The organism is Methanobacterium sp. (assembly GCF_016217785.1).
Classification (GTDB): domain Archaea; phylum Methanobacteriota; class Methanobacteria; order Methanobacteriales; family Methanobacteriaceae; genus Methanobacterium.
The window spans coordinates 33,915-58,447 of sequence record NZ_JACRGA010000008.1; the positions used below are offsets into that span (position 1 = coordinate 33,915).

At 40.1% G+C, this 24,533-nt stretch carries 27 protein-coding genes and 2 tRNA genes; 12 read left to right on the forward strand and 17 right to left on the reverse strand.

The features are described from left to right. Window positions 1–9: 9 nt before the first annotated feature. The 7 genes from porD (at window position 10) to HY987_RS03845 (ending at window position 5,458) form a co-directional block, all read left to right on the forward strand. Window positions 10–252: a pyruvate synthase subunit PorD gene (gene porD / locus HY987_RS03815; protein ID WP_292755891.1), complete on the forward strand. Its 243-nt coding sequence runs from the start codon at window positions 10–12 to the stop codon at window positions 250–252. 1 nt (window position 253) lies between these two features. After that, window positions 254–1,402, forward strand: coding sequence for a pyruvate synthase subunit PorA (gene porA, locus HY987_RS03820; protein ID WP_292755893.1), 1,149 nt, complete (start codon window positions 254–256; stop codon window positions 1,400–1,402). Continuing rightward, the gene (porB, locus tag HY987_RS03825; protein ID WP_292755895.1) at window positions 1,403–2,266 is read left to right on the forward strand and encodes a pyruvate synthase subunit PorB; all 864 of its coding nucleotides are present in this window, start codon (window positions 1,403–1,405) and stop codon (window positions 2,264–2,266) included. A gap of 11 nt (window positions 2,267–2,277) precedes the next feature. After that, window positions 2,278–2,781 (forward strand): 4Fe-4S dicluster domain-containing protein, encoded by a 504-nt coding sequence (locus HY987_RS03830; protein WP_292755897.1) that lies wholly within the window; start codon window positions 2,278–2,280, stop codon window positions 2,779–2,781. 1 nt (window position 2,782) lies between these two features. Then, the gene (locus HY987_RS03835; RefSeq protein WP_292755899.1) at window positions 2,783–3,214 is read left to right on the forward strand and encodes a 4Fe-4S dicluster domain-containing protein; all 432 of its coding nucleotides are present in this window, start codon (window positions 2,783–2,785) and stop codon (window positions 3,212–3,214) included. Between the two features lie 585 nt (window positions 3,215–3,799). Next, window positions 3,800–4,390, forward strand: coding sequence for a hypothetical protein (locus tag HY987_RS03840; RefSeq protein WP_292755901.1), 591 nt, complete (start codon window positions 3,800–3,802; stop codon window positions 4,388–4,390). A gap of 222 nt (window positions 4,391–4,612) precedes the next feature. Beyond that, window positions 4,613–5,458, forward strand: a complete 846-nt coding sequence (locus tag HY987_RS03845; RefSeq protein WP_292755972.1) for a fumarate hydratase — start codon at window positions 4,613–4,615, stop codon at window positions 5,456–5,458. Window positions 5,459–5,714: 256 nt separating this feature from the next. Here HY987_RS03845 and HY987_RS03850 read toward each other — a convergent pair whose 3' ends face one another. The 9 genes from HY987_RS03850 to HY987_RS03890 form a co-directional block, all read right to left on the reverse strand. Further along, window positions 5,715–5,861 carry a hypothetical protein gene (locus HY987_RS03850; RefSeq protein WP_292755903.1) on the reverse strand — a complete coding sequence of 49 codons (147 nt, stop codon included), beginning with the start codon at window positions 5,859–5,861 and terminating at the stop codon, window positions 5,715–5,717. A gap of 699 nt (window positions 5,862–6,560) precedes the next feature. Continuing rightward, window positions 6,561–7,250, reverse strand: coding sequence for a phosphate signaling complex protein PhoU (gene phoU / locus HY987_RS03855; protein ID WP_292755906.1), 690 nt, complete (start codon window positions 7,248–7,250; stop codon window positions 6,561–6,563). 1 nt (window position 7,251) lies between these two features. After that, entirely contained in the window at window positions 7,252–7,698 is a 447-nt protein-coding gene (locus HY987_RS03860) for a DUF2226 domain-containing protein (RefSeq protein ID WP_292755907.1), read from the reverse strand. A gap of 12 nt (window positions 7,699–7,710) precedes the next feature. After that, window positions 7,711–8,379 carry a phosphate uptake regulator PhoU gene (locus HY987_RS03865; protein ID WP_292755908.1) on the reverse strand — a complete coding sequence of 223 codons (669 nt, stop codon included), beginning with the start codon at window positions 8,377–8,379 and terminating at the stop codon, window positions 7,711–7,713. 146 nt (window positions 8,380–8,525) lie between these two features. Beyond that, window positions 8,526–9,281 carry a phosphate ABC transporter ATP-binding protein PstB gene (gene pstB / locus HY987_RS03870; protein ID WP_292755909.1) on the reverse strand — a complete coding sequence of 252 codons (756 nt, stop codon included), beginning with the start codon at window positions 9,279–9,281 and terminating at the stop codon, window positions 8,526–8,528. 3 nt (window positions 9,282–9,284) lie between these two features. Further along, window positions 9,285–10,094 (reverse strand): phosphate ABC transporter permease PstA, encoded by an 810-nt coding sequence (gene pstA / locus HY987_RS03875; RefSeq protein ID WP_292755973.1) that lies wholly within the window; start codon window positions 10,092–10,094, stop codon window positions 9,285–9,287. 84 nt (window positions 10,095–10,178) lie between these two features. After that, window positions 10,179–11,054: a phosphate ABC transporter permease subunit PstC gene (gene pstC / locus HY987_RS03880; RefSeq protein ID WP_292755910.1), complete on the reverse strand. Its 876-nt coding sequence runs from the start codon at window positions 11,052–11,054 to the stop codon at window positions 10,179–10,181. A gap of 225 nt (window positions 11,055–11,279) precedes the next feature. After that, window positions 11,280–12,086, reverse strand: coding sequence for a phosphate ABC transporter substrate-binding protein (locus HY987_RS03885; protein ID WP_292755911.1), 807 nt, complete (start codon window positions 12,084–12,086; stop codon window positions 11,280–11,282). Between the two features lie 190 nt (window positions 12,087–12,276). Next, window positions 12,277–13,122, reverse strand: a complete 846-nt coding sequence (locus HY987_RS03890) for a phosphate ABC transporter substrate-binding protein (protein WP_292755912.1) — start codon at window positions 13,120–13,122, stop codon at window positions 12,277–12,279. 195 nt (window positions 13,123–13,317) lie between these two features. Between HY987_RS03890 and HY987_RS03895 the strand changes: the two genes are divergently transcribed. Then, the gene (locus HY987_RS03895; protein WP_292755913.1) at window positions 13,318–14,127 is read left to right on the forward strand and encodes a citryl-CoA lyase; all 810 of its coding nucleotides are present in this window, start codon (window positions 13,318–13,320) and stop codon (window positions 14,125–14,127) included. 451 nt (window positions 14,128–14,578) lie between these two features. Here HY987_RS03895 and HY987_RS03900 read toward each other — a convergent pair whose 3' ends face one another. The 6 genes from HY987_RS03900 to HY987_RS03925 all read right to left on the reverse strand — a co-directional run bounded on the left by HY987_RS03900 (window position 14,579) and on the right by HY987_RS03925 (window position 18,531). Next, entirely contained in the window at window positions 14,579–15,475 is an 897-nt protein-coding gene (locus HY987_RS03900) for a PhoU domain-containing protein (RefSeq protein ID WP_292755914.1), read from the reverse strand. 42 nt (window positions 15,476–15,517) lie between these two features. Further along, entirely contained in the window at window positions 15,518–16,147 is a 630-nt protein-coding gene (locus tag HY987_RS03905) for a hypothetical protein (RefSeq protein ID WP_292755915.1), read from the reverse strand. Between the two features lie 176 nt (window positions 16,148–16,323). Next, window positions 16,324–17,130: a metallophosphoesterase gene (locus tag HY987_RS03910; protein WP_292755916.1), complete on the reverse strand. Its 807-nt coding sequence runs from the start codon at window positions 17,128–17,130 to the stop codon at window positions 16,324–16,326. 140 nt (window positions 17,131–17,270) lie between these two features. Beyond that, entirely contained in the window at window positions 17,271–18,077 is an 807-nt protein-coding gene (locus HY987_RS03915) for a metallophosphoesterase (RefSeq protein ID WP_008512429.1), read from the reverse strand. Window positions 18,078–18,276: 199 nt separating this feature from the next. Next, window positions 18,277–18,349, reverse strand: a tRNA-Thr gene (locus HY987_RS03920). A gap of 99 nt (window positions 18,350–18,448) precedes the next feature. Continuing rightward, window positions 18,449–18,531, reverse strand: a tRNA-Leu gene (locus tag HY987_RS03925). A gap of 302 nt (window positions 18,532–18,833) precedes the next feature. Here HY987_RS03925 and HY987_RS03930 point away from each other — a divergent pair. From HY987_RS03930 to HY987_RS03945, 4 genes are all read left to right on the forward strand, one after another. Next, on the forward strand, window positions 18,834–19,010 hold the full coding sequence (locus HY987_RS03930; RefSeq protein WP_292755917.1) for a 4Fe-4S binding protein: 177 nt from the start codon (window positions 18,834–18,836) through the stop codon (window positions 19,008–19,010). Further along, complete coding sequence (locus HY987_RS03935; RefSeq protein ID WP_292755918.1) at window positions 18,991–20,148, forward strand: NAD(P)/FAD-dependent oxidoreductase; 1,158 nt, start codon at window positions 18,991–18,993, stop codon at window positions 20,146–20,148. The genes HY987_RS03930 and HY987_RS03935 overlap by 20 nt, the downstream gene beginning before the upstream one ends. Before the next feature lie 77 nt (window positions 20,149–20,225). Then, a complete protein-coding gene (locus HY987_RS03940) occupies window positions 20,226–21,575 on the forward strand; it encodes a HEAT repeat domain-containing protein (RefSeq protein WP_292755919.1) in 1,350 nt (449 codons plus the stop codon). A gap of 221 nt (window positions 21,576–21,796) precedes the next feature. Further along, window positions 21,797–22,396 carry an MGMT family protein gene (locus HY987_RS03945; protein ID WP_292755920.1) on the forward strand — a complete coding sequence of 200 codons (600 nt, stop codon included), beginning with the start codon at window positions 21,797–21,799 and terminating at the stop codon, window positions 22,394–22,396. A 175-nt stretch (window positions 22,397–22,571) separates the two neighbouring features. On the opposite strand, the gene HY987_RS03950 is transcribed toward HY987_RS03945, so the two are convergent. Beyond that, complete coding sequence (locus HY987_RS03950; RefSeq protein WP_292755921.1) at window positions 22,572–23,042, reverse strand: 4Fe-4S dicluster domain-containing protein; 471 nt, start codon at window positions 23,040–23,042, stop codon at window positions 22,572–22,574. 95 nt (window positions 23,043–23,137) lie between these two features. After that, complete coding sequence (acsC, locus tag HY987_RS03955; protein ID WP_292755922.1) at window positions 23,138–24,529, reverse strand: acetyl-CoA decarbonylase/synthase complex subunit gamma; 1,392 nt, start codon at window positions 24,527–24,529, stop codon at window positions 23,138–23,140. Between the last annotated feature and the right edge of the window lie 4 nt (window positions 24,530–24,533).

Below are 24,533 nucleotides of genomic sequence, written 5' to 3' on the forward strand. Positions count from 1 at the left end.
GGTGATCTAATGGTATCTATTGGAGCATGTGTCAAAGACCCTGGAAGCACCCGTAAAAACAAAACCGGAAGCTGGAGAACCTTCAAGCCCATTCTAGATAAGGAAAAATGTATTGACTGCGGCAACTGTGTTCTTTTCTGTCCGGAAGGATGCATAAACCAGGATTATGATATAGATTACGATTACTGTAAAGGCTGTGGCATTTGCGCAGAAGAATGCCCAGTTGAAGCAATAAAAATGGAGAGAGGATAAAATGGTTCAAAAAGTTTTTACATCCAACCGAGCCGTTGCAGAAGCGGTTAAGATGGCCAAACCAGCAGTAGTTCCTGTTTATCCCATAACACCCCAAACAACCATTTCAGAATATCTGGCCCAGTTTGTGGCAGATGGGGAATTAAAAGCAGAATATATCCGAGTGGAATCAGAACACAGTGCAATCAGCGCTGCGTTAGGTGCTTCAGGAGCAGGTGTTCGAGTTTTCACTGCCACCTCCTCCCAGGGCCTGGCCCTGATGCACGAAATACTGTTTGCCGCGGCAGGTATGCGGAGCCCAATAGTCTTAGTTGACGCAAACCGAGCCTTATCCGCACCACTGAGCATATGGAATGATCAGCAGGATTCCATATCCGAACGTGACTCTGGATGGCTCCAAATATATGCAGAAGACGCTCAAGAAGCTCTGGACGCTGTTTTAATAGCTTACAGAGTTGCTGAAGACCCCGAAGTGTTGCTGCCCTGTATGGTATGCATTGATGGATACTTCCTAACTCACACTGTGGAACCACTGGATGTGCCCAGCCAAGAAGAAGTGGACCAGTTCTTACCCTCATATAAACCATACGCATTCCTGGACCCAGAAAACCCAATGTCCATTGGTACTTTCACCGACCCGGAATACTACATGGAAGCCCGTTATGCCATAGAGGCAGCCATGGAACAATCTAAAAAAGTCATAGCCAAGGCCAACCAGGAATTTGCAGAAATATTCGGTAGGGAATATGATCTGGTTGAAACATACCGGTGTGATGATGCGGAGATCATAATAGTAGCCATGGGCTCTGTTTGTGGTACTATAAAAGATGTTATAGACACCCTCAGATCAGAAGGAGAAAAAGTAGGTCTCTTAAAAATCAGGGTTTTCCGTCCATTCCCCAAAGATGAGCTTAAAGAAATCCTGGAAAAAGCATCTAAAGTTGCTGTAATAGATAAGAACATCTCATTTGGAATGGGAGGAGTGCTTTACAACAATATTAGAGCCACAACCGATGCTAATGCCTATGGATTTATAGCAGGACTGGGTGGACGAGATATAACCCCCGATTACATCAAAGAAATTATTGATAAAACTAAAAACCCCACCGGTGAGGTGGAGTGGATCGGACTCAAAAAGGAGGAACTCTAAATGGAAATCAGTGAAAAAGAATTCCTGGCCCCTGGACATCGAGGATGTGCAGGTTGTGGAGCCACAGTGGGGGTTAGACTAGCCCTGAAAGCACTTGGCGAAAACACGGTAGCTGTTTCCGCCACCGGTTGTCTGGAGGTTATCACCACACCCTACCCTGAAACTTCATGGGAGATCCCCTGGATACATGTGGCCTTTGAAAACGCGGCTGCAGTGGCATCCGGAGTTGAAAGAGCACTGAAATCCCAGGGAAAAGATACCCAGGTAGTTGTATTTGCTGGAGATGGTGGAACCGCAGACATTGGTCTGCAAGCCCTGTCTGGAGCCATGGAACGAGGTCACAACCTAATTTACATCTGTTACGATAACGAAGCATACATGAACACTGGTGTGCAAAGAAGTGGAGCCACACCCTACGGTGCATCCACCACCACCAGCCCCCATGGTAAAGAAAGTTTTGGTGAAGATAAACCTAAAAAGAACATACCCATGATCATGGCTGCCCATGGTGTGCCCTACGTGGCCACTGCCAGCATCTCCTACCCTGAGGACTTTATTAAGAAGGTCCAGAAGGCCAGAGAAATTGAGGGACCCGCTTACATTCACTTGCACCAACCATGTACCACTGGCTGGGGTTTTAACCCATCCAAAACCATTGAACTTGGACGTCTAGCTGTTGAAACCGGTTCATGGATACTTTATGAAATCGAAGATGGAGAATTCCATGTCACCTACCGTCCCCTACAACGTAAGATGGTAGATGAATATCTAGTGGCTCAAAAACGTTTCAAACATCTTACTGAAGTGGAAAGAGAACGTATCCAGAAAAACGTGGATGCCATCTGCACTGAACTCAAAATATAGGAGGCATAGCCTTGGAAAAGATAATTATCCAGCCGGATCTCTGTGATGGATGCCTGGACTGCCAGGAGGCATGTGCACGTCTTCACGGGGCTTCAGGGATTCTGGTAAGGGAAGTGGAGGGATCATTTTACCCCATCATCTGCCAGCAGTGCGAAGATGCACCCTGCCAGTTGATCTGCCCTACTGAAGCCATGACCAAAGATGGAATTGAAGAAGCAAAATGTATTGGCTGCGGTTTGTGCATGATGGTTTGTCCCTTTGGTGCAGTGGAAGTACACGAACGAAAAGCTCATAAATGTAACCAATGCCCTGATTTAGAAACACCTGCATGTATAAAAGCCTGTTCTAAACGAGCCATAGCCAAAGTGGACACAGTTAAACTGCAAGCAGAAAAGCAACGCAAGCACATCGAAAAAATCACAGGTCTTGGTAAAAAGAATCGTAAAAGTTCAGATCTCATTAACATAATGACCGCCAACACCCGGGCCAGGAAAGCACTGGACAAGGAGGCCTAAAATGAAAGAACTTGTTTCAAGGCCGGAACTCTGTGATGAGTGCGGGAAATGTGAACGCATATGCCCTAAAAACGCCATCCGAATTATCAGTGGAGTGCCAGTTTTCTGCTTGCACTGTGCCGAAGACCGGGCCCCTTGCATGACTGTGTGCCCGGAAGATGCCATTGAAAAAATCGATGGTGCGGTGATCATTCATGAAGAAGATTGTATTGGCTGTGGACTGTGCAGAGATGCCTGTCCAGTGGGAGCCATTAATCTGGATGAATACGGAATAGCCACCAAGTGCAACTTGTGCATTGAAAGGGATGAACCACTCTGCGTTTCTGTGTGTCCTAAAGAAGCTCTTAAAATGAGTTCTGAAGATATGCTGACTGATAAACGGGACCGTATTGCCAAAGAGTTGGAAAGAGTTAAGATGATCATGAAATATTGATTAAAATATTCCTTTTCCAATCTTTCTTTTTTACTCTTCTTTTTTAATGTGTTCTAAATTCTAAAACAGACATCTTAATTTGTTGTATCAATCTTAATTTGTTATTATCAGCAGATTTTCTGTTTATTATTTAATTAAATTCATTAGAATAATAATCTCTTAAATTAAAAATTTAAAAACATACCCAGGGGCTGTTATTTGAATTCTATTTTCGCTTCCAGTGAGTTACCAGGGCATCTATTTAATTGGGCATCTATTTAATTGGGCATCTATTTAATTGGGCATCTATTAGTTTCATACCCCTGGGTATCCGATTTATTTTTAGTGGTTTGAAAAACTGATTTAGAAGAAACACTGCAATTAACACTAAACAATTAGCACTAATCACCAAAAGACAGGCCAACAAAAATATTAAAAAATATCTATTCTTAAAAAAATTGAATGATTTTTTCTTAAAATAAATAGAATTATCTGCAAATCAGACCGAACATTGAAATATTAATAACTACATATTAAAGAATTCCCATTCCTTGAAAAATAATCTAAATATCTCATTAAATTAAATAAAGCTTAGAGGTGATAATAATGAATAAAAACATGCAAAAAAGGATTTACACTGCAACTGTCCAGGAAAACCCTGTTAAAAATAGTAAACTGTTGACGTTGGAGGGGGAGCATGATTTTGGAGAGGATGAAACTGTTATTATCATGGCTGAGAAGGACTTCGGCCAAATGCAAAAAATGATGGAACATCAACGTAAAATGATATCCAGCTTTGAAGTCATGCTTGAAGAGATGAAAAATGACGAGAAGGTCACAATTGGCCATCAAAAGGAGATCATAACTGAGTTGAACAATGAATGTTCCAGATTCATGAATGAATTAACAGATACTCATGGAAGATTAGAGGAAATGTATGGATTATACGATAGTTTGAATGGGAAATATGATGAGTTAATGACCAGAAACTTCAACCTGGATGAACAGCTTAAAAATAAACTGGAAGAAGCAAAACAGATACTGCAAAATGTTTACGCCATCAAAAACCGCCACCCATTGACTTACATCAAAGAACGTATACCTCAATCGTACATTCCCCTTAAAAATTCCAGTGAAAACAAAAAACCAAACAAGGATTACAGGCTGAAAAATGATAAAAAAATAATTTCACCCTAAAATAGAGGATTAAACCAGGAAATATGTATTAACCCCTTAAATTTGGGGTATTAAACCATTTTTCATTATTCCCTGTTAAAAGTCAACTACTGTTTTTCATTCGAGCATTTTTTTTATAGAAATTAATTTTTTATACTTTATAAAATCAATTTTATAACTTATAAAATCTAAAAACTTTAGAAACTGTTTATTAGATCATATTACAAATATTTAGCAATGCCAATGATTTATCAATCCCAGGTTGAAGAACTTATATGCCATTTGTATAAAAAAGCAGCCATTGAACTTCCACCAGATGTTAAAAAAGCCATTGAAAACGCTTACGATCGTGAAGAAGATGAAACTGCTATTTTAAACCTGGAAGCCATACTGGAAAACATAAAGATCGCCGAAGAAAAAAATCTACCCCTCTGTCAGGACACTGGTCTTCCCATTATCTTTGTGAAAATGGGAAAAGTAGAGGTGGAAAACTTAAAAGGTGGAATCATTAATGGTGTGAAGAAAGCCACTGATCATGTTCCACTTCGTCCTAATGTGGTAGATCCCCTTACCCGAAAGAACAGCGGGAATAATATTGGTCGTTTCATTCCACAGATTGACATAGAACTGGTTGACACTGACCAACTGGAGATTACTATTTTCCCCAAGGGTTTTGGTTCTGAAAACAACAACGCCCTTAAAATGGCCCTTCCTGGTGAAGGTGAAGAAGGAATAAAACAGTTCGTCCTGGAAACAGTGCTCTCAGCTGGTGGTAAACCCTGTCCCCCAATTGTGGTTGGAGTGGGAATTGGTGGATCATCAGATATGGCTCTGAAACTGGCTAAAAAAGCTCTTCTCCGAAAGATTGGAGAACACCATCCTGAGGAAAGAATGGCCAATCTGGAAAGTGAAATGCTGGAGATGGTTAATGCAACTGGCATTGGTCCCATGGGTTTAGGTGGTAAAACCACGGCGCTGGATGTTAAAATAGAATATGCGGACACCCACACAGCAGGCCTCCCCATTGGTGTTTGTATACAGTGCTGGGCTGCTCGGAGGGCCACTGGGATTTTGAAAGCCAATATTTAACAACTCCCATAATTTAACAACAACAAGCTCATTACCCTTAAAACTGGGGGCAATGGAGTTCAATTATTAAAAGAAAGATTTTAAAGAAAAGATTAAAAGAAAAGATTTACTTTATTAGGATCTAATGAAAGGTGCATGGTAAATAAAGAGGGGATTTATTTAAACGGGTGCATGTATGTTCCCCTCACCAGTTAATCTATATTTTTTATAATGATTTTTTACCATATTTTATTTTATTTTTCCATGAATTTTATTTCTAAAAAAACCGTTTAGATGGGATTAAACCTTCATCGATCAATTCATCAACCACTACAGCCACCAATATGTATTCCTGATTAGTATAATCTGCTAAATTAGTTATGGAAATGTGTTTATTGTTATTAACATAATCTAAGATGTTCATCTTTAACTCAATTCTTAAATTTTCGTTTCTCCACTTAATTTTCAATTTATCAGTCCTCACGTATTGATTATTGATGAAGAGGGGAGGGGATGAGAAACCCTCCCTGGTAAATGTTTTTTTTTTAATAATGATAATTCTGGATGACTCGTTATTTTTTTTAAACCTTTTCTAAAATGCCCCACCAGGCATAGAATTCCTGGAATAGTTATAAGATCATTTGTAATCGAGTGTATGCAATTTTTGTGCAGGGTGCAGTTCTCATTCAACTTATCAGCCCCACACCCTTTATCACAAAATGTGATATGTATTACACTTGAAGTGTATGTCTGTCTGATGTTATAATCAATCTTATATTTAAATATTTGGAAATAAATCAACACCCCCCACTGTTAACTAATGGAAAATAATGGAGTCAGGAGCACTTAAATAAAACTAAACACCTGATACATACTCAGAATAAGCAGATAAAGAATAAATAGCATGATAACTAATTATATAAAACTTAAACCGAATCCATAAAAGAGCAAAAATATCCCAATAGCTACTAAAAAATAAAAAAAGGATCATTTTTTTGCAAAATGATCATATAAATGATTTACCTTGTAAGGTATACCTCTACTTATTATTCTTCTGGTTTCTTTTCAATGTGAATTGCTGGCATTATTCTTCCGGTTTCTTTTCAAGGGTGAATTGCTGGCATTATTCTTCCGGTTTCTTTTCAAGGGTGAATTGCTGCTTTTCACAGGTGATCATAAAGATGGTTCTGTCTCCAATGTTTTCAGCACGATCTGCAATTCTTTCCAGGAAACGGGCCAGGAACAATAAATAAATTAGATACGAGATTGATTCTTTATCATGGAACATGCTCTTGGTAATGTCTTTAAGTGTATGGTCGAAAAGATCATCCACCTTATCATCGTCCCGGTGAAGCTCCCTGGCAACATTCATGTTTTTAGCTAAAAATGCAGCCAGACCTTTGCTGACCATTCCATCTACAATGTCTGCCATGCGCTGCAGGTCAAACATGGGTTTTTCAGGGATCTCCTCATCCTTTATATGGCGGGCGATATCTGCAATGTTGGAAGCCAAACCTGCAATCCGTTTTAGGTGACTTGAAACCTTAATACTGGTTTCAATGAATCTTAAGTCTCCAGCAACAGGTTGTTCAGCGGCGATGATACTCATAGCATCGTGTTCTATTTGATAACCCATTTCATGGACCTTTCTGTTAGTTTCCATTACACTGTTTACCAGTTCTGCATCATACTCAATAAATGTACTAAAAGATTCCCTGTAAGCCTTTAAAGTGGCTTGGCCCATTTTATCCACTTCTTCCTTTAACTCATCCAGTTTTTTCTGGAACCGTATCCTGGGATATCGTCTCTCCATATTATCTTCCACCTATTTTGGATTTATAATCATTTAACAAATTATCAATATCATCTTCAGACGGATCTCTTATCCGGTATTTTGACAAAACATCAGTCCGATTTACTTCTTTAGCATTATTTTCAAGTAAAAATTCTATTTCTACAGGTAATGGTAATTTACATTCCTCATTCAAATCTATAATGGTTGAGAACATGTTATCATCAAGTTGATATACTTCTATCCTGGATTCTGGACTTATATTTATCATGTTCATTGCTTTATTTTCATGGGTTTCTTCTAAGGATTCTGCATTTAAATTCCAGGCTGCTATTATTTTTTCATCTTTTACCAGGAGTAATGATTCATTGCCACCTTCTAAAATCTTTACATAACCCAGTTCAGGTATATGAGACCTTTTCAAATTGCCCCGGACTGTGAGCTCCGGATCTTCTGAAGGAAGCCACATTTTTTACCCCATTTACCTCATCAGCATGTTATGGAACAGTTTGTGGTGCACAACCTGCTTACCCACTATGGAGTAGGCAACACGATCTGCCATGCCCATGATATGATGTCCCATGCTCAGTAAGTTCCTCCCAACCAGGATCAGCGATGTCTGGGAACCTCCGTGTGTGATTTCCTCGTATTCTGAAAACATCTGGTTGTAAAAATCTTGCAGGTTCACGTAACTCCTGGTGGAACGTTTCAGTAATTGTATATCCTCGTTTAAGAGCGCCCCAACAGCATCTTTCAACATGTCCTGGACAGTTTGGGACATGAAATCAATGTGTGGGGGTTTATAACAGCTACGATCGCTCTCGGCAGCATCTATGGCGTAACGGGCTATATATGCTGAAAGGTTGTTTATACGTTCCAGTTCTATGGAGGTTCGCAGAAGTGCTGCACCTAAACGTAAATCCTTGGCCAGTGGCTGGTGTAATCCCAGAACCTTAAGACATCCATGTTCAATTTTATAGCTTTCTTTATTGATTTCATCGGTTTTTTCAATGATTTCTCTGGCAAGATAAGTGTCTTCCTCCAGGAAACTCCTGACTGACTTATCCACCCTCCCTATGGTCTCCCAACTGAATCCAAGGACATCATCCTCCAGGGACTTCAAACGTTTTTCCAAGACCACTGTAAGCATTTTAAACCACCCATTTCACTTCACCTATGCCCAGGCAAATCTTAACTCATAATCCCTGCTCTGGCAATATCTTATCATAATTCCTGCTCTGATAATATCTTAACACTTAATCCCTGCTCTGGCAAATCTAAAACTCATAATCCAATTTATCCAAACCGGCCAGTGATGTAATCTTCAGTCCGTTTATCTTCGGGTTCAATGAAGATCTTCTCAGTGAGTCCGCTTTCCACTATCTCCCCATGTAGGAAGAAGGCAGTGTGTTTGGACACACGGGTAGCCTGTTGCATGTTGTGAGTTACGATGATAATGGTGAAGTCATTCTTGAGCTTGTGTATCAGGTCCTCGATCTTGGTGGTGGATATGGGGTCCAGGGCTGAACAGGGCTCATCCATCAGTATAACCTCAGGTTCCACTGCCATGGTACGGGCAATGCAAAGACGCTGCTGTTGACCACCGGAAAGTCCCATTGCAGATTTATCCAGTATATTTTTCACCTCATCCCATAGTGCTGCGGATCTAAGGCTTTCTTCAACCTTCTGGGCCAGAATATCCTTATCATTTATTCCGTGGACCCTCAGCCCATATGCCACGTTGTCAAATATGGATTTAGGGAAAGGGTTGGGCTTTTGAAACACCATACCCACTTTTTTCCGCAGTTCCACCACGTCTATCTTGGGGTCGTAGATATCCTTCCCATCAAGCAAGACTGTTCCATCCATCTTGAAGGTGCTTATCATGTCGTTCATCCGATTTAAAGTACGGATGAACGTTGATTTACCACAACCAGATGGTCCTATGAGTGAAGTTACTGCGTTTTTGGGAATCTTTAGACTTACGTCTTTCAGGATGTGTAATTCGTCAAAGTAAACGTTTAAATTTTCTACTTCTATTCTGTATTCCATTTTTTATCGCCCCATCATTTTTTTGCGATAACGATCAACCAGGGTGTTGGTAACCACGGTAATTACTAGAATCATGAGAACCAGAACTGCTGCAGTTCCCCAGGCATTATCCATTGATAAACCTTCAGTGGCTAAAATGTAAAGGTGGAGAGGTAAAGGCCTTGCTGCATCCATAATTGATGTTGGTATCATTAATGCAGCCCCTACAGTGTATAATACTGCTGCTGCCTCTGCAATAGCTCTTCCCATCCCTAAAATTACTCCTGTGGTTATTCCAGGGAGTGCGGCTGGTATAACAACTTTATAAATTGTTTGCCATTTTGTAGCTCCCAGAGCCAGGCTTCCTTCAGCATATGATTTATTAATGGATTCTATGGAGACTTCTGAAGCAGCCAATATGGTTGGTAACGCCATTAAAGCCAGGGTTAAACCCCCGGATAGTACGCTCCATCCCAGTCCCAGGTAAATCACGAAGAATGCCAGTCCAAATAATCCGAATACAATGGAGGGGATTGAAGACAAGGTCTCTGCTCCGAAACGGATGAGTTTCACGAAGCGGTTTTCTCCAGCATATTCTGAAAGGTAAACTGCAGCTCCCACTCCCAGGGGAGTGGCAACCAGTACCGCAATTAATGTTACATAGATACTGGACATGATGAAGGGGAATATACCTCCAGATCTACCGGAGTTAACTGGATCAGCAAATATGAATTCAAAGTTTACTACAGGTAAACCCTTTAAAAGCACATATCCTATGATCACCAGTAAAATGACTATGGTGAGAATTCCGGAAGCCCAAAATACTCCGGTCATTATTTTCTGGGCGATTTTGGGAGGTATGAATCTATGCAAAGCTGATTCCTCCTTCTTTTACATTGAATTCCGTGAATATGAACATCATAGGTAACCGCCCCCGATGGTGACTTTTTTCTTGTAATGGAAGTAGTTGGCTATTACCAGGAGAATGATGATCATGAATACCAGCACGATTCCAGTTGCAAATAAGGCGTTGTAGTGAACTCCAGTTGCGTAACCCATTTCAATGGCTATGTTAGAGGTTAATGCGCGCACTGGATCCATTATTGAGCCGGGTATCTGTACCACGTTACCAGCTACCATGATTATGGCCAGGGTTTCTCCAACAGCTCGGCCCATTCCCAGAATTACGGAGGTAATGATACCTGGAATGGCTGCCGGGAAGATGACGTTTTTTATGGTCTGCCAGTGGGTGGCTCCCAGTGCCAGGGACGCCTCCTTGTATTCCAGAGGAATTGATCTGAGGGCATCTTCAGACACACTAACAATTATGGGTAAAATCATTACCGTGAGAATCACCGATGCTGTGAACATGCTAAAACCAGTTCCTCCGAAGTGCACTCTCATGAAGGGCACCAGTAACACCAGTCCAAAAAATCCGTAAACCACCGATGGTATACCGGCCAGGGTCTGGATAGTTGGGTTGAGTATTTTACGCATAGCATTTGGTGCTATTTCTGCTAAAAATATAGCACAGAATACTCCCAATGGCACTGCCATCAGGAGGGAAAGAGCGGTTATTCCAAGGGAACCTATGATCATGGGAAATATACCATATTGACCATTTGAAGGTGCCCAATCCATTCCAAATATGAAGCTGAAAAATCCCACACTCTGTAATGCAGGGAGTCCCTCCCTGAATATGAATACGATTATGAGGGCAATAATAATAACGGATGATATGGCCGTTAATAAAAGCCCTTTTTCTATGAAAAACTCTTCATTCCACTTAGACATAGGTTTTTCTCCTTCTTTCAAATCCATAGAATGATTGGATGATTTTTTTAAATGATCTTTTAAATGATCCTTTTTTTTAAATGATCCTTTGATAAATCTGACAATTTTAATTAAGTGTATTCTAGTTACATATTATTTAGATACATTAATTAGGCCTATTAGGTTACAGGAGGCCTATTAAGTTACAGAGGCCTAAGTTACAGAGGCCTAAGTTACAGAGGCCTATTAAGTTACAGGAACAATTTTTTCATCTTTTACAATTTCCTGTCCTTCAGGACCTAAACACCAGTCAATGAATTCTTTCAGTTGCCCTTCAGGTTCCCCATTTGTAAGGAAAAGGAATGGTCTTTGTAAATTATAAGAACCATCTTTTACAGTTTCAACCGACGGGGCTACCCCCTCAATTGTAACTGCTTTAACATCCGGAGTCATGTGTGCCAGGGATATGTATCCAATGGCATAGGGATCCTGTTTCACAGCAACCTTTATGGATTCTGTGGAAGTCTGGACAATTGCATCTGATTTTACTTTGGTTTTATTCATAACCAGATCTTCAAAGGCACTCCTGGTACCGGAACCTTCTTCTCGGACCACCAGGTTAATTTTAGCATCAGGTCCTCCAACTTCCTTCCAGTTGGTGATGTTGCCTGAAAAGATATCCTTAAGCTGGCTTTTGGTCAGGTTACCCACTGGGTTTTCAAGATTAACTGCCACCACTATACCTTCTTTACCTATTGGATATTCATTTAAACCCTGTTTTTCAGTTGTTTTCAGGTTCTTTGAACTGGTTCCAATGGCAATTATATCCTGAGAAACACTTCTTATTCCCAGGCCAGATCCTCCGCCCATTACATCAACTCGTACATTGGGATGTTCTTCCATGTATTTCTCTGCAAGTTTTTCAGCCACCGGTTGCACCGATGTTGAACCCGCAATCTCTATCCTCTCATAATTACTTCCAGTGCCGAATGTTAAAACGGCGATGATAATTATTAGTATAACCAGTAAACCTATACCATATTTCAGGTCCATTAAATCACCCTATAATCGTTACCATTAGAAGAATAATTCTAACTAACAGTATTTATAATTATATAGTGAACAGGGGTTTACTTGATTAAAGCTAATTGATGAGAATTATACTAGTCTGGTATGTTTAGAAACCTGTTTTTGTTAAAAAAATGGGAAAATGGTGGTTTTAAACCCACCATAATTCTTTTTTTTAAGATGTGCTGTTGACCTGTTTACCAGTTGGTACTACTTTATCAGACTTTATTATAGCCTGACCTTCTGGTCCATTTACCCAGTCAATGAATGCTTTGACTGCCCCGGTAGGATCTCCTTTAACCAGGAAGATGAATGGTCTCTGGATCTTGTATGTACCATCAAGTATGGTTGCTTCGGTAGGTGCAACATTGTTTATCTGCAGAGCTTTGGCATCTTTAACTGATGCGAATGATATGAAACCAACAGCGTTGGGATCCTGAACCACAGCTTGCTGCACAGCTTCAGTGGAACTCTGCACAATGGCTGATTTTACGAAATCTACCTTGGTACCGTTGGCTAATTTACCAAGTACTATCTCCTGAACTGCGTCACGAGTACCGGAACCTTCTTCACGAACAATTACATTTATCTTAGCATCTGCACCTCCAACTTCCTTCCAGTTGGTGATGTTTCCAGATAAAATTCCTTTAACCTGGTCCGTGGTTAATCCAGTTATGGAATTGTTCGTATTGACAATGATGGCAATTCCATCTTTACCGATTTCATACTGCGTTAATCCGGTGGATTCATTAGCTTTCAGTGATTTAGAGCTGGTTCCAATATTTGCAGTTCCATCCTGAACACTCTTAATACCTACGCTTGAACCGCCACCTTGAACAGTTATCTTCACACTACTATTCTTCTTCATGTATTCCGTGGCTAATTTTTCAGCAACAGGCTGTACAGAAGTAGAACCGACAATGGTTATTTTTTCCTGCCCACCACTTCCGGCAAGGACAAAATATGCACCGGCTATTACGATTATAGCTACTATTATTCCTATTATGTACTTCATGTCCATAATATCACCTCACTTGCTACTAACTTCCCGAACTATATAAAGCTTACTATTTGTGCATTAAAATACACGTAATGAGAACTAATTTAAGTTACTAACACGCAAAATTTTATTAAAACACTCTTAAAAACACATTTTATGAACTACATTGTACCTAAAGCGATAAATATTTATATCTTAGCGTAGTTAGGGTCTTACATGATCAGTGAGGAAGTACTTAAGGGAATGTTCCAACCCCGAACCACACCCTGGAAAACATCCATTACTAAAGTGGAACCAAATAGACTTATTACCCAAGGTTATCCTCAGGAAGAGCTCATTGGTAATATTTCCTTTCCAGAAATGATACATCTACTAATTAAAGGAGTACTCCCCACCAAAAACCAGGAACAAATGTTGCAAGCAATACTGGTTTCATTCTGTGACCATGGGGTGACACCTCCCAGCACCCAGTCAGCAAGATTAATGGCTTCTGCAGGATCCCCTGTAAACGCATGTTTAGCCGGAGGAATACTGGCATTTGGAGAAAATCATGCTGGAGCTATTGAAGTTGCCATGCAGATGTTGCAGAAAGGTATCATCTTATCCAAAAGCAATGGATTATCTTTTGAGGAAACTGCACAGGAATTGTTCAACTACTTCACAAATAACCGCAGGAAAATACCCGGATTTGGACATAGATACCACAATGAAGATCCTCGTGCACCGCGATTAATCGAACTTTCCAAAGAATACAATTGTTTTGGAGAACATGCGGAACTTGCTATGGAAATACAGGAATTATTACATGGTAAAAAGGGGATAAAGATGAATATCGATGGTGCCAATGCAGCATTACTCTCAGATATGGGTTTTAACTGGAGAGTGGGGTGTGGTTTATTCATTGTTGGTAGAGTGCCCGGGCTTTTGGCACATATACAAGAGGAAAAATCACAGGAACAACCTTTCAGGAAAATTCTGGATGTGGACAAAGCTAATCCAGGAAATGATATGTTAAATTCTTTTTAAAAGACATTTCATTAAGGGATATTTTTCAAATCACCCCTGAATGGTGGTAGCCCCTGAACGGTGTTAGGCCCCCGGAATGGTGGTAGGAAATTATACAATAATTCCACCTTAAGGAGAGTCATAGGTTTCTTAAATAGACAGATTTTATTCTTCCTTTTCATATTATCCTTCCTTTTAATAGATAACAACCATTTAAACTGGCCCATTTAGTTCAGGTATATTCACATTTTGAGAAATGATCTACGTTCAAATTCCATGACCGCAGAAGATACCCCAATTTCAATAAAAAAAGCCGTATGATAAGTTAGATCGGTTTATGATAAGTTAAACTTTGAATTAAAAATAAGTTAGAGTTGAAATAAAAAAAATAAGTTAGATTGAATAAAAAAAGTTAGATTGAATAAAAAACATGTGATTTTAAAAAAATCATTCTCTCTTAAAAAAAGTTTAGTTACCTTCTACGGAAACGTTCCGGAGTGGTAGTTCGGGGTATGTTCCGGTAGAATTCACCAGCAGTGTCGATTATCTCAATGGATATATCCCCAATACGTTCAAAGGCTTTAACAACCCGGGATAGTGCGAGGTAATAGTTGGATCGGTCTTTGTCCATAACATCATCTTCTGCCATCTGGGTGGCAATGTTGTTTAAGGCTTTCTTCTGCAGTTCATGGATCCTTTCCTCATAATCCATAACCTTATCCTTAAGCTCCAGACGTTCATCTAAAAAGGCCTCCATGGACTGGTTCACCATTTTCCGTGCAGTGTTATACATGGATTTTAAGGTTTCCATCATCTCTTCATCAATAGGGTCTGACTCTTGCAGGGCAAAGTTAGCAATATGACAGGTATGGTCAGCAATACGCTCCAAGTCATATCCAACTTCTCCCAGAACCATGGTTTTGCTGAACTCTGAGTAGGGATTAATGGATATAACAGTTTCCACAGATGAACGTATTTTTTCATGCATGTTGTTGGAGATATAATCCAGTTTCAGGGCTTCATCAGCCATTACAGCATCATACTGGGACAAAGCTTCGAATGACATGTCGAACTGACGGCAGATATGTTTGGCCATGTCCCGGAGCATGTCCTTTATCAGGAAAGTTCCGGCGTGCTCCCGGGAAGTTTTTTCCTCATCAAACATTTCTGAAAATTCATCGAACTTCTTAAGATCAAGAATGTACGCCCTTCGAACCACCCCTTCCTTGATAAGAGGTTGTAGTAGTTTAGTTACGTATCTTCTGGTTAATCCCAGCTTATCTGCTATTTCATCCTGAGTAGCAGGGTTATCATATAGGATAACTTCCAAAACTGCCTTAAGAGTGCTGTTTTTTGCTCTGTTAGTCATTTTATCATTGCCTGATATCGCCGATTGTATAAAGATAGGTTATCATTCCTTATTCGGTTCATTTTCCTCATTTTTACTTTGATCTTCTTTACGTATAATTGTCACTGAATCCTGGATTATGGATACTATCACATATAAAAGCACGGCGACAAGTACTATGGAAATCAGTTCACTGAATTGATGGAATATGGGTGAATACAAGGCAACAATTGGCGAGTTATAATCCACAAATCCAGCCATCAGTTTCACCACTCCCACACCCAGTACTGCTAAACCGTAAATTGGAGGTATACGGTCTGGTTCAAGGAGTGGATAAATCCCCATAATTATTAGACCAACACCAATAGTTCTGAAAAGGTTCCAGTCAGTGGCTGTTTGAATGGATTGGAATATCTCACGAGGACCAAGGTAAAATGAAGATAGTAGGTATATTATTTCTATAGCCAGGATAATGATTAATGGAAATACATAAACAATGCTACGTTCCACCCTTTGAGTATTCAAAGTATTTGCATTTTTTATGGGCTCATGGAAAAAGTGGGTTATCAATTGATAGAGCATTGATCCCATTACCGCACCAATTATTGTTCCAGTTACTCCCAGTTGAGATGTGGTGTAAGCCACAATCCCGGAGATAACTCCAGCCATCAGTATATCTAAAGTTTTTGACATTCTATCCCAAACTTAATTTCATCTAAACAATACATTTCATCTAAACTATAATCTATTCAATAATATCTCGTTTTACTCTAAAAATAATTTGTATTAATAATTTATCAAATTTCAGTAAAATTCAATATTCTCTTAATATCCTACATCACAAATTAGCCGAATCAATTTTTTTTATATCACACTTTATGTATGGAGTTATGAGTATAAGAATGAATCACAAAGGATTCATCCCTCACCTCCACCGAATAATGGGCTATCTGTCTTTTACTTCCAGTTTCAGTCTTCACCAAATTAACAAACACTTCACCATCATTAATTTGCAGTTCATTATAGCTGGAACATATGTTTCCACGCAACCGTTTGGTGGTAGGAGTCCCAGAGTTTAACACCACCATATTATTAAGCATCCACACATTGGGGACGTGCTTATGACCATTTAACACAAAATCAACACCGTTCTCCGTTAAAACGTGCATTAAATCGCCGGAGTCGAGTAATATGTTTCTTTCTCTCCCAGTTTGAGGTATGGGTATGATGTGGTGGTGGAAAGTGATAACTTTAGCCCGGTCCTCGGGTATTTTGGCCAGTTCAGATTTTAACCAGTCCAACTGATCATGTCCAATCTGACCGTGGCTAACATCAGCTTCAGAGGAATCAAGTCCAATGATGGTGAAATTGGAGCTTTTATCTGTATGGACAAATTTTCGTTCGCTGATCATGTTTTCAAAATGAACCAGTCCCACATTACGGGCATCATGGTTTCCAGGAATTATGTGGGTTTTGGTAATGGATTTTAATTCATCAACGAATTCCAGGGCCTGTTCATATTCATGAGCATAACCACTGGCAGTGAGATCCCCTGCAAATATTAAAAGATCTGGATTGCCATCCTCCAACTGAGCCAGGAGGTTGGATTTAAGTCCATCAGAGAATGTACTGTCACCAAAATGCACATCCGATATTTGAATTACTTTTTTCCCCATTAAGAACACCATGGATATTTAAAATTGAATATTTTAAATAAAAATTTAACACAACCGGACCTTTCATACTTAAATTTAATCTTGCAGTTAAATTTAAACCTTGAGTTAAATTTTTTTAATTCATTCACGTCTAGAAATGTTTAAAATGTTCCCATGGAGTTGTGGCGGGTGGAACAGACCACGTATTCTTCATTTTCAACTTTGACTGAGTAGTAGGCCAGTTGTTTCTTCTTACCGGTTTCAGTGTCCACCAGGTTTACGTAAAAATCCTCATCTTCAAAGGAGAGTTGATTGTAGCAGGGCCTGGTTTGTCCCCTCAGTTTACGGGTGGTGACAGTCCCGGAGTTGAGTGTAACCATCTTTTCAACCATCCAAACATTTGGAACATGTTTATGGCCATTTAAAACTAGATCAACACCATTATCAGTTAATAACCTCATTAAATCACCGGAGTCAAGTAATATATTCCTTTCCCTCCCAGTCTGAGGTATAGGCATCAGATGATGGTGGAAAGTGACTATTTTTCCCATATGTTCCGGGATTTTTTCCAGCTGGGTTTTCAACCATTCCATCTGGTCAATTCCTATCTGACCATCGTTGATATCTGGTTCAGATGAATCCAAGCCAATCACAGCGTATTCACCGTCTTTGTCAATGTGCACGAACTTCCGGTTTCCGATCATGCTCTCATAGTGGAGGAGGCCCACGTTACGGGCATCATGATTACCTGGAATAACGTAGGTTTTGGTTATGGATCGGAGCTCATCAATAAAAGCCGCAGCTTCCTCATACTCATGCGGATATCCATTGGTGGTAAGATCACCAGAAACAATTACCAGATCTGGATTTTCATTCACAAGCTGCCCTAGAAGGTTATTTTTAAGTTCATGGGAGAAGTTCTTCTCTCCAAAGTGAACATCTGAAATTTGAATTATTCTTTCTCGCATCTAATCACCAAATATACACTTCAAATGAGTTACATATCATGGAGCAATATATTATCAACATTAATTTCAATAAATTTGGTTTCATTGCACTGAATATATAGTTTACTGAATATTCCACTGATAATATTACCAATAAACATTGTTAGAAACGTTGCTCCCTATTTAGAGAATTAAAATAATTTAAAAATAAAATTGTAAAAGCCTTAGGGGGGATTCGAACCCCCGGCCTATACCTTACCAAGGTATCGCTCTACCGGCTGAGCCACTAAGGCAGATATTTATAGTTATACTGTTTTAGTATTTAAACTCTTTTTTGTTATTTAAACTTTGTTTAAATTTGAACCATTAATGATAGAAATTGTGATTAAAAGTGCAGGGGAAGGGATTCGAACCCTCGAAGGCCTACACCAGAGGATCTTAAGTCCTCCCCCTTTGGCCGCTCGGGCACCCCTGCATAACTCCAAGTGGGCGAACTTCATATATTAAGTTAACGGTCCGGGACCATCTAATCAAGCATTTGTAAGAAAAATAATCACAAAATTAATCACAAAATAGGTGAACAATGAAAGGCCCCGATAAAGATAAACCCCAACAGATCAGGAAAACTATTAATCTTACGAATCTAATACTGGCACACTTTTAGTGTGTTCATACTTAAAGAATCTTAATGATAAAAGGTAAATTTTATAAATATAACCCTCATTATACTATTAAATAATGAAAGAACGTTTCATCACGTGCTTAACGAGGATTTAAATGAAAATTTCAGAGGAACAATGTGGATATTGCGGAGCATGCATAGCAGTTTGTCCCCAGAATGTTCTGGAACTATCGGGGATGAAGATCATCACCCATTCTGGGTGTGAAAATTGCATGTTATGTAGGGTGGTTTGTCCAGTGGGGGCCATTAACAATGGAAAAAATGAGGTATGATGTGGTTGTAGTAGGGGGGCGTGTTGGAGGATCTACTGCCTCGTTATTTGCATCTAAAAATGGTTTAGATGTGTTAATGGTTGAAAAAAATCAGGAAATAGGGACTCCAGTGCAGTGTGCCGAGGCCACCAGCTCCAGCACCTTCAAAACCTTGGAAATGAAACCATCCCCCAAGTACGTCTGTACGGAAATTAAAGGAGCCGATGTATACTCCCCCGACGGTAACCATGGACACCTGGAAGGAGGATATGCAGAAGGGTTTATTTTAGAGAGAAAAGTATTTGATAAACAGCTTGCCATAGAATCAGCCAAAGCAGGGACTGATATTATGGTAAAAACCACGGTAAAAAATCTCATACACAAAAATGGGAAGATTTACGGAGTGGTTGCAGAGCATATGGGCCATGCCATTGAAATTGAAGCAGAACTGGTTATTGCTGCCGATGGAATAGAATCTCAGGTAGCCAAGATGGCTGGACTTAATACCCATCAGACCCCCAAGAGTCTTTGTTCTTGTGCACAGTACGAGATGGTGGGTGTGGAATGTGATCCCAATTATCTTCAATTTTACTTCGGCGAGAAGATAGCTCCTGGTGGATACGTGTGGATCTTCCCCAAGGGGGATAACATCGCCAATGTGGGTGTGGGGGTAAGGAGTGATACTGGAACTGCCTACAGTTTCCTTAAAAAATTCACAGCTAACCTGAATGCAACACCAGTTGAACTTAACATGGGTGGAGTTCCAGTTTACGGACCTGTGGACAAAACCTATGCTGATGGTTTGATGGTGGTGGGTGATGCTGCTGGACAGGTGGAACCATTCACCGGCGGCGGGATCCATGTTACTGCACACTGCGCCCGTATTGCAGGTGAAGTGGCAGCAGAGGCCATTGAAAAGGGAAACACTTCTGGAAATTTTTTGAAAAAATACGAAAAACTCTGGAAAAAAGAAGTTGGTCAAGATCTGAAACAATCTCTTAAGTATCGTAAAATAATGGATCGGTTGAGTGATGAAGAGATGAATATCCTGGCTAAATTCCTTAAAGAACAGGACCTGGAATCAATCTCTAAAATGTCCGTGCTGGGTTTTGTGCGTGACTACCCCCAATTTTTAAAACTTTTAAAGGAGATACTATAGGTAACTTAGCATAATTATAACTTCCACCACAGCCAATAGAATTATGATGATATCATTCCCAGTTCCAGGAGATTATTATGGATTCTGATGTAAATGTTGACCATCTAGAAGAAGAAAGAAATGTGGATGGTTTGATAATAGCCCTTAAAGATCAGAACTATCTCACCCGGAAAGAAGCAGCCCGTGCTTTGAAAAGAGTGGGGGATGAAAGGGCAGTGGACGCCCTTATTGAAGCATTGCGTTACAAAAGCTGGCATTCTGAGTATATTATCCTAAGTGCGGTTAGAGAGAATTCAGCTGAAGCCCTGGGAAAAATAGGGGACACTAAGGCTATTCCAGCCTTGATTCATTCTATGGAAGATGATCCTGATGAGGAGGTTAGGTTAAAAGCAGCATGGGCTCTGGGAGAGATGGGTGATGAAGAAGCGGTGGATGCATTAATCGCTGCCCTGGAAGATAATAATTGGAGTGTGCGAAGAACCGCTGCCAATGCCCTGGGAATGATTGGTGATCATCGTGCTGTGCCTTATCTTATCAAAACCCTGGAAGATAAGGACTGGCATGTGCGTAAATATGCAGCAGTGTCTTTAGGAAAAATGAGGGATAAAAAGGCCATTCCCGTTCTCCTGGAAGCAATGGATGATGAGGATGCAGATGTGCGGTGGAAGGCCATGCTGGCACTGGGAAAACTTGGTGAAAGTGCAGTGCCTCCCCTGATAAAAACTCTTAAAGACAAAAACTGGAGAATGAGAGCCAAATCAGCCGAAGTTTTGGGTAAAATAGGTGGTGAAGATGCCCTTCATGCACTGATTAATCTTCTTTTAGGTAGAACCCGGGATAAAAACCGCCATGTTAGGGGTAAAACTGCCGAAGCCCTGGGTAGAATTGGAGATGAACAGGGACTTGAAGCCCTAAAAAGCGTTCAAAAAGATGAATATAAATACGTGAGAGACAAAGCAGACATATCCATCCAAAAAATCCTCAAACCACATAAAGAAGTTCGTATTTTGAATTATGATAATGGAGAGGTGTCTTTAGATTATTCTGAACATTGGGAGATGGTCAGCACCTCTGATGCAAAGAAGGTGCTCAGGGGTTTGTATGCCAATAACTCCATAACTTTATCCCTTAACCGGAACACCGATGTAGCTGAAATATCATCACAGGAGTTTGCAGAAATGCTTAAAGATGTGTTCCGGATTCAGGGTAGTGAAGTAGTAGATGAAAGGGATTTTGAAAAGTATGGGATGGAAGTCTACGAGATTTATGGGGAAAACCATGATGTGACACCCACTAGCATCCTAATTGTATCTTTTAAAAAGAATAATTTACTGTACTATTTATGGTTTGTGGGAGATCCAGTTGCTTTCCAGGAAGCCAGTACCGACATAGAAATTATGGTGGATAGTTTCTATATTTACGGATAAACCATAATAAAGAAAATACATTTAAAAAAAGATTTTTTAAAGAAATATTTCGGGACTTTTTTAGAATTACTTTTTTTTAGAATTATATTAATTGTAAGGACTAATTGTAGTAATTACTTTTACAGGTTTTATCAAAGAAAATAGAAACTTATGAAGAAAATAGATTATTAACGAATACAAAGAAAATAAACATAACTCAAAATCATTGCCATTGGATATCTATGAAAAATGAAGATCTAACTAATTCTAACCCGGAAAAGATTCTGGTGTCAATTTATCCTGCAGATGATCTATTTTTTGCAGTGGGAGTTTCTCCCAAAACTGGAAAGATTGTAAGAATCTTTTTACCACTCCCCAGTAAGGAAAAACTTTATGAACAGATTTCCAATGAATTTACGCACTTTGAATTAACAGAAAAATATCAACCACTGGTAAAAAAGATAATCAAAATTTATAAAGGCCAGAAAATCGAATTTGAATTGGATATGCTGGATTTATCAACTAAAAAATCAAATGACAATTGGGGGCCAGTTCCCAACAACTTTTATCTTAACACGCTGAAGTTGGTTTTTAAAATTCCCCGGGGAGAAGTTAAAACATATAAAGAAGTTGCAGAGTCCATGGAAAGTCGGGCATGGAGGGCTGTGGGAAGTGCAATGGCTAAAAATCCGTTTCCACTGGTTATACCCTGCCACAGAGTGGTTAGATCTGATCTGAATCTAGGTAACTATGGTGGGGGCGTGGAAATGAAAAGAGAATTGTTAGAAAAAGAAGGGGTAAAGATAGAAGGTCTTCGTGTGAAAAGATCCTCATCTTCCTAAAATTTACCAATCTCCAGAACAGATATTTTTATACTATTTTTATATGAAAATAGACATAGAAGGCTTGAAAATAAAAGGAAAAACTTGAAAATAAAGTGGAAGTTTTGAAAATAAAAGTTGATGCTAGAAAATATAAAAGTGGAAGCTCAAGTCATCTGACTTAAACTCATCCACCCTAAAGTTTATCCTGGTAGGCTTTCATGGCTTCGTTAAGCACTTCTGTGTATGAAAGGTCTTTTTTGAGTTCTTCCAGATCTTCCACCGAGAATATCTTCAGAACGTTATCTTTACAAGCCTCTACACAGGCAGGTAATATCTGATCTTCTGCATCCAGACAAAGAGTACACTTCTGCACTGTCTTTTTCTCATCATCTATAACCAGCATACCTACTGGACAGGCTATCATGCACAAACGGCACATGATACAGGATTCCTCGTCCACCATTAAAGTTCCATCCTCTTCCCGGATGGCACCGGTGGGACATATTCTGGCACATGGAGCTTTATCAGGGTGACATTGCAGACAGAATACTGGTACGGTACTGGTTTTTTTGGTTCTGGCCACGCCATGAGTTTTCTTACATGCATTGATGCAGTCCTGGCATTCACTGCAGCGTCGAGGATCGATTACCATCAGGGTCTTCATGTTATCATCTCTTCCTATTTCACTCAAATTTTAGGATTGAAGTAGAAATCTTAAGATAAAATATGTTATATCTTAAGATTCATTATTACTTACACCTAGGCTTTCTCTTTAAGTTTATCCAAGAAATCTGGTACGCCTGATGAGTCTCGTGGACCAACCAATACTTCCCATCCACTTTCATCCTCAATTTCCCCACTCACCGGGGCTGATAACCCTGGTATAATGAGTGTGCGTGTGTCAACTTTATCTTCAATCCCTGTTTCCTTTATAAGATCAGCTACGGCTTCTGCGTTAAGCTGACCACCTGCCAGGGAAACGTCCACAGCACGGCCCTCAGTATCCAGTACCAGGAGGTAAGCGTTGGTTTTGCCTTTAATATCTCCTTCAACTGTGTAGAAGGTGAGGGCAAAATTGGTGGTCATGAGCACTGGTGAGTCTTTGTCCAGATCACCAAATTCGTAAAGCCCAGCATCCACAGCCTGAGGTTTCCTTGGGTCTGTGTATATACCCTGTCTCAGGGTGAGGACTGGTATTAATTCCCATATGTTGGTTCCGTGGAATATAAGCATGTCTGCATATTTATTCATGAGAGTGGCGGCGATGGTTGCCTCACGAATACCCCCCTGTATTTCATCCTTCTCATATAACCATGTGAGGGCAGGTATTCCAAGTATTGGGAAGCGGAAGTCTTCATCTCGTTCTTCCACTGCCAGTCGGCGGATCATAACAAAGTTATCCAGACTGTCTCCAATTCCTTCCTCCACAAAGGTTCCAGGATCCAGTACTATGTCCTCTATTCCAGTTTCCCGGAGCGCTCTGCTCATCTGTTTCATTTTCTCCAGGTCGTTGGGGGAGAATATGGTTATAGGGCAGTTGTATTCCAGTGCCAGTGCTGCCATTTCTTCAAGGTTGGCTTCATTAACCGCATAGATCAGTGGTCTTTCATCCCCTACTTTCTCCAGGGCTGCTTTCATAGCCACAGGGTCAAATGAGCATAATACCAGGGGCAATTTAGCTGTTTTTAGTTTTAAAGCAGCTTCTGCGAATTTTGCAGCATCTCCTGATGCGTTTCTAAGAGCTATGGCGTCAAGGGTGAGCATTTCACCGATCCTTTCGAACTCGGTTTCTTCTATTACTTTAATCCTCTCAGCGAATTCTGAATCACTCAGGTTATCGGACACATCAATAACCAGGGATGTGGGGTTGTAGTAGGTTAGCTCGTAACGGTATAAAACTTCATCTCCACCTATAGTGGTGGTTTTATCACCGGTTCCTATGGTTATCTCTCGGACTGCTGGTGCCAGTAAGGCTTCCAGTTTGGCGAATCCTTCAGAGGATATTTCAGTACATAGTTCCAGTTGGGCTTCTTTTTCTGAGAGTTTGGTGGCGAAGGCCATGCAGGAGGCCTCTCCACAGGCGGCTTCATCACAGTCTTCACAGTTAGTCTGGGGAAGCAGTCGGTATATATCCATTGCAGTGACTTGCATACTC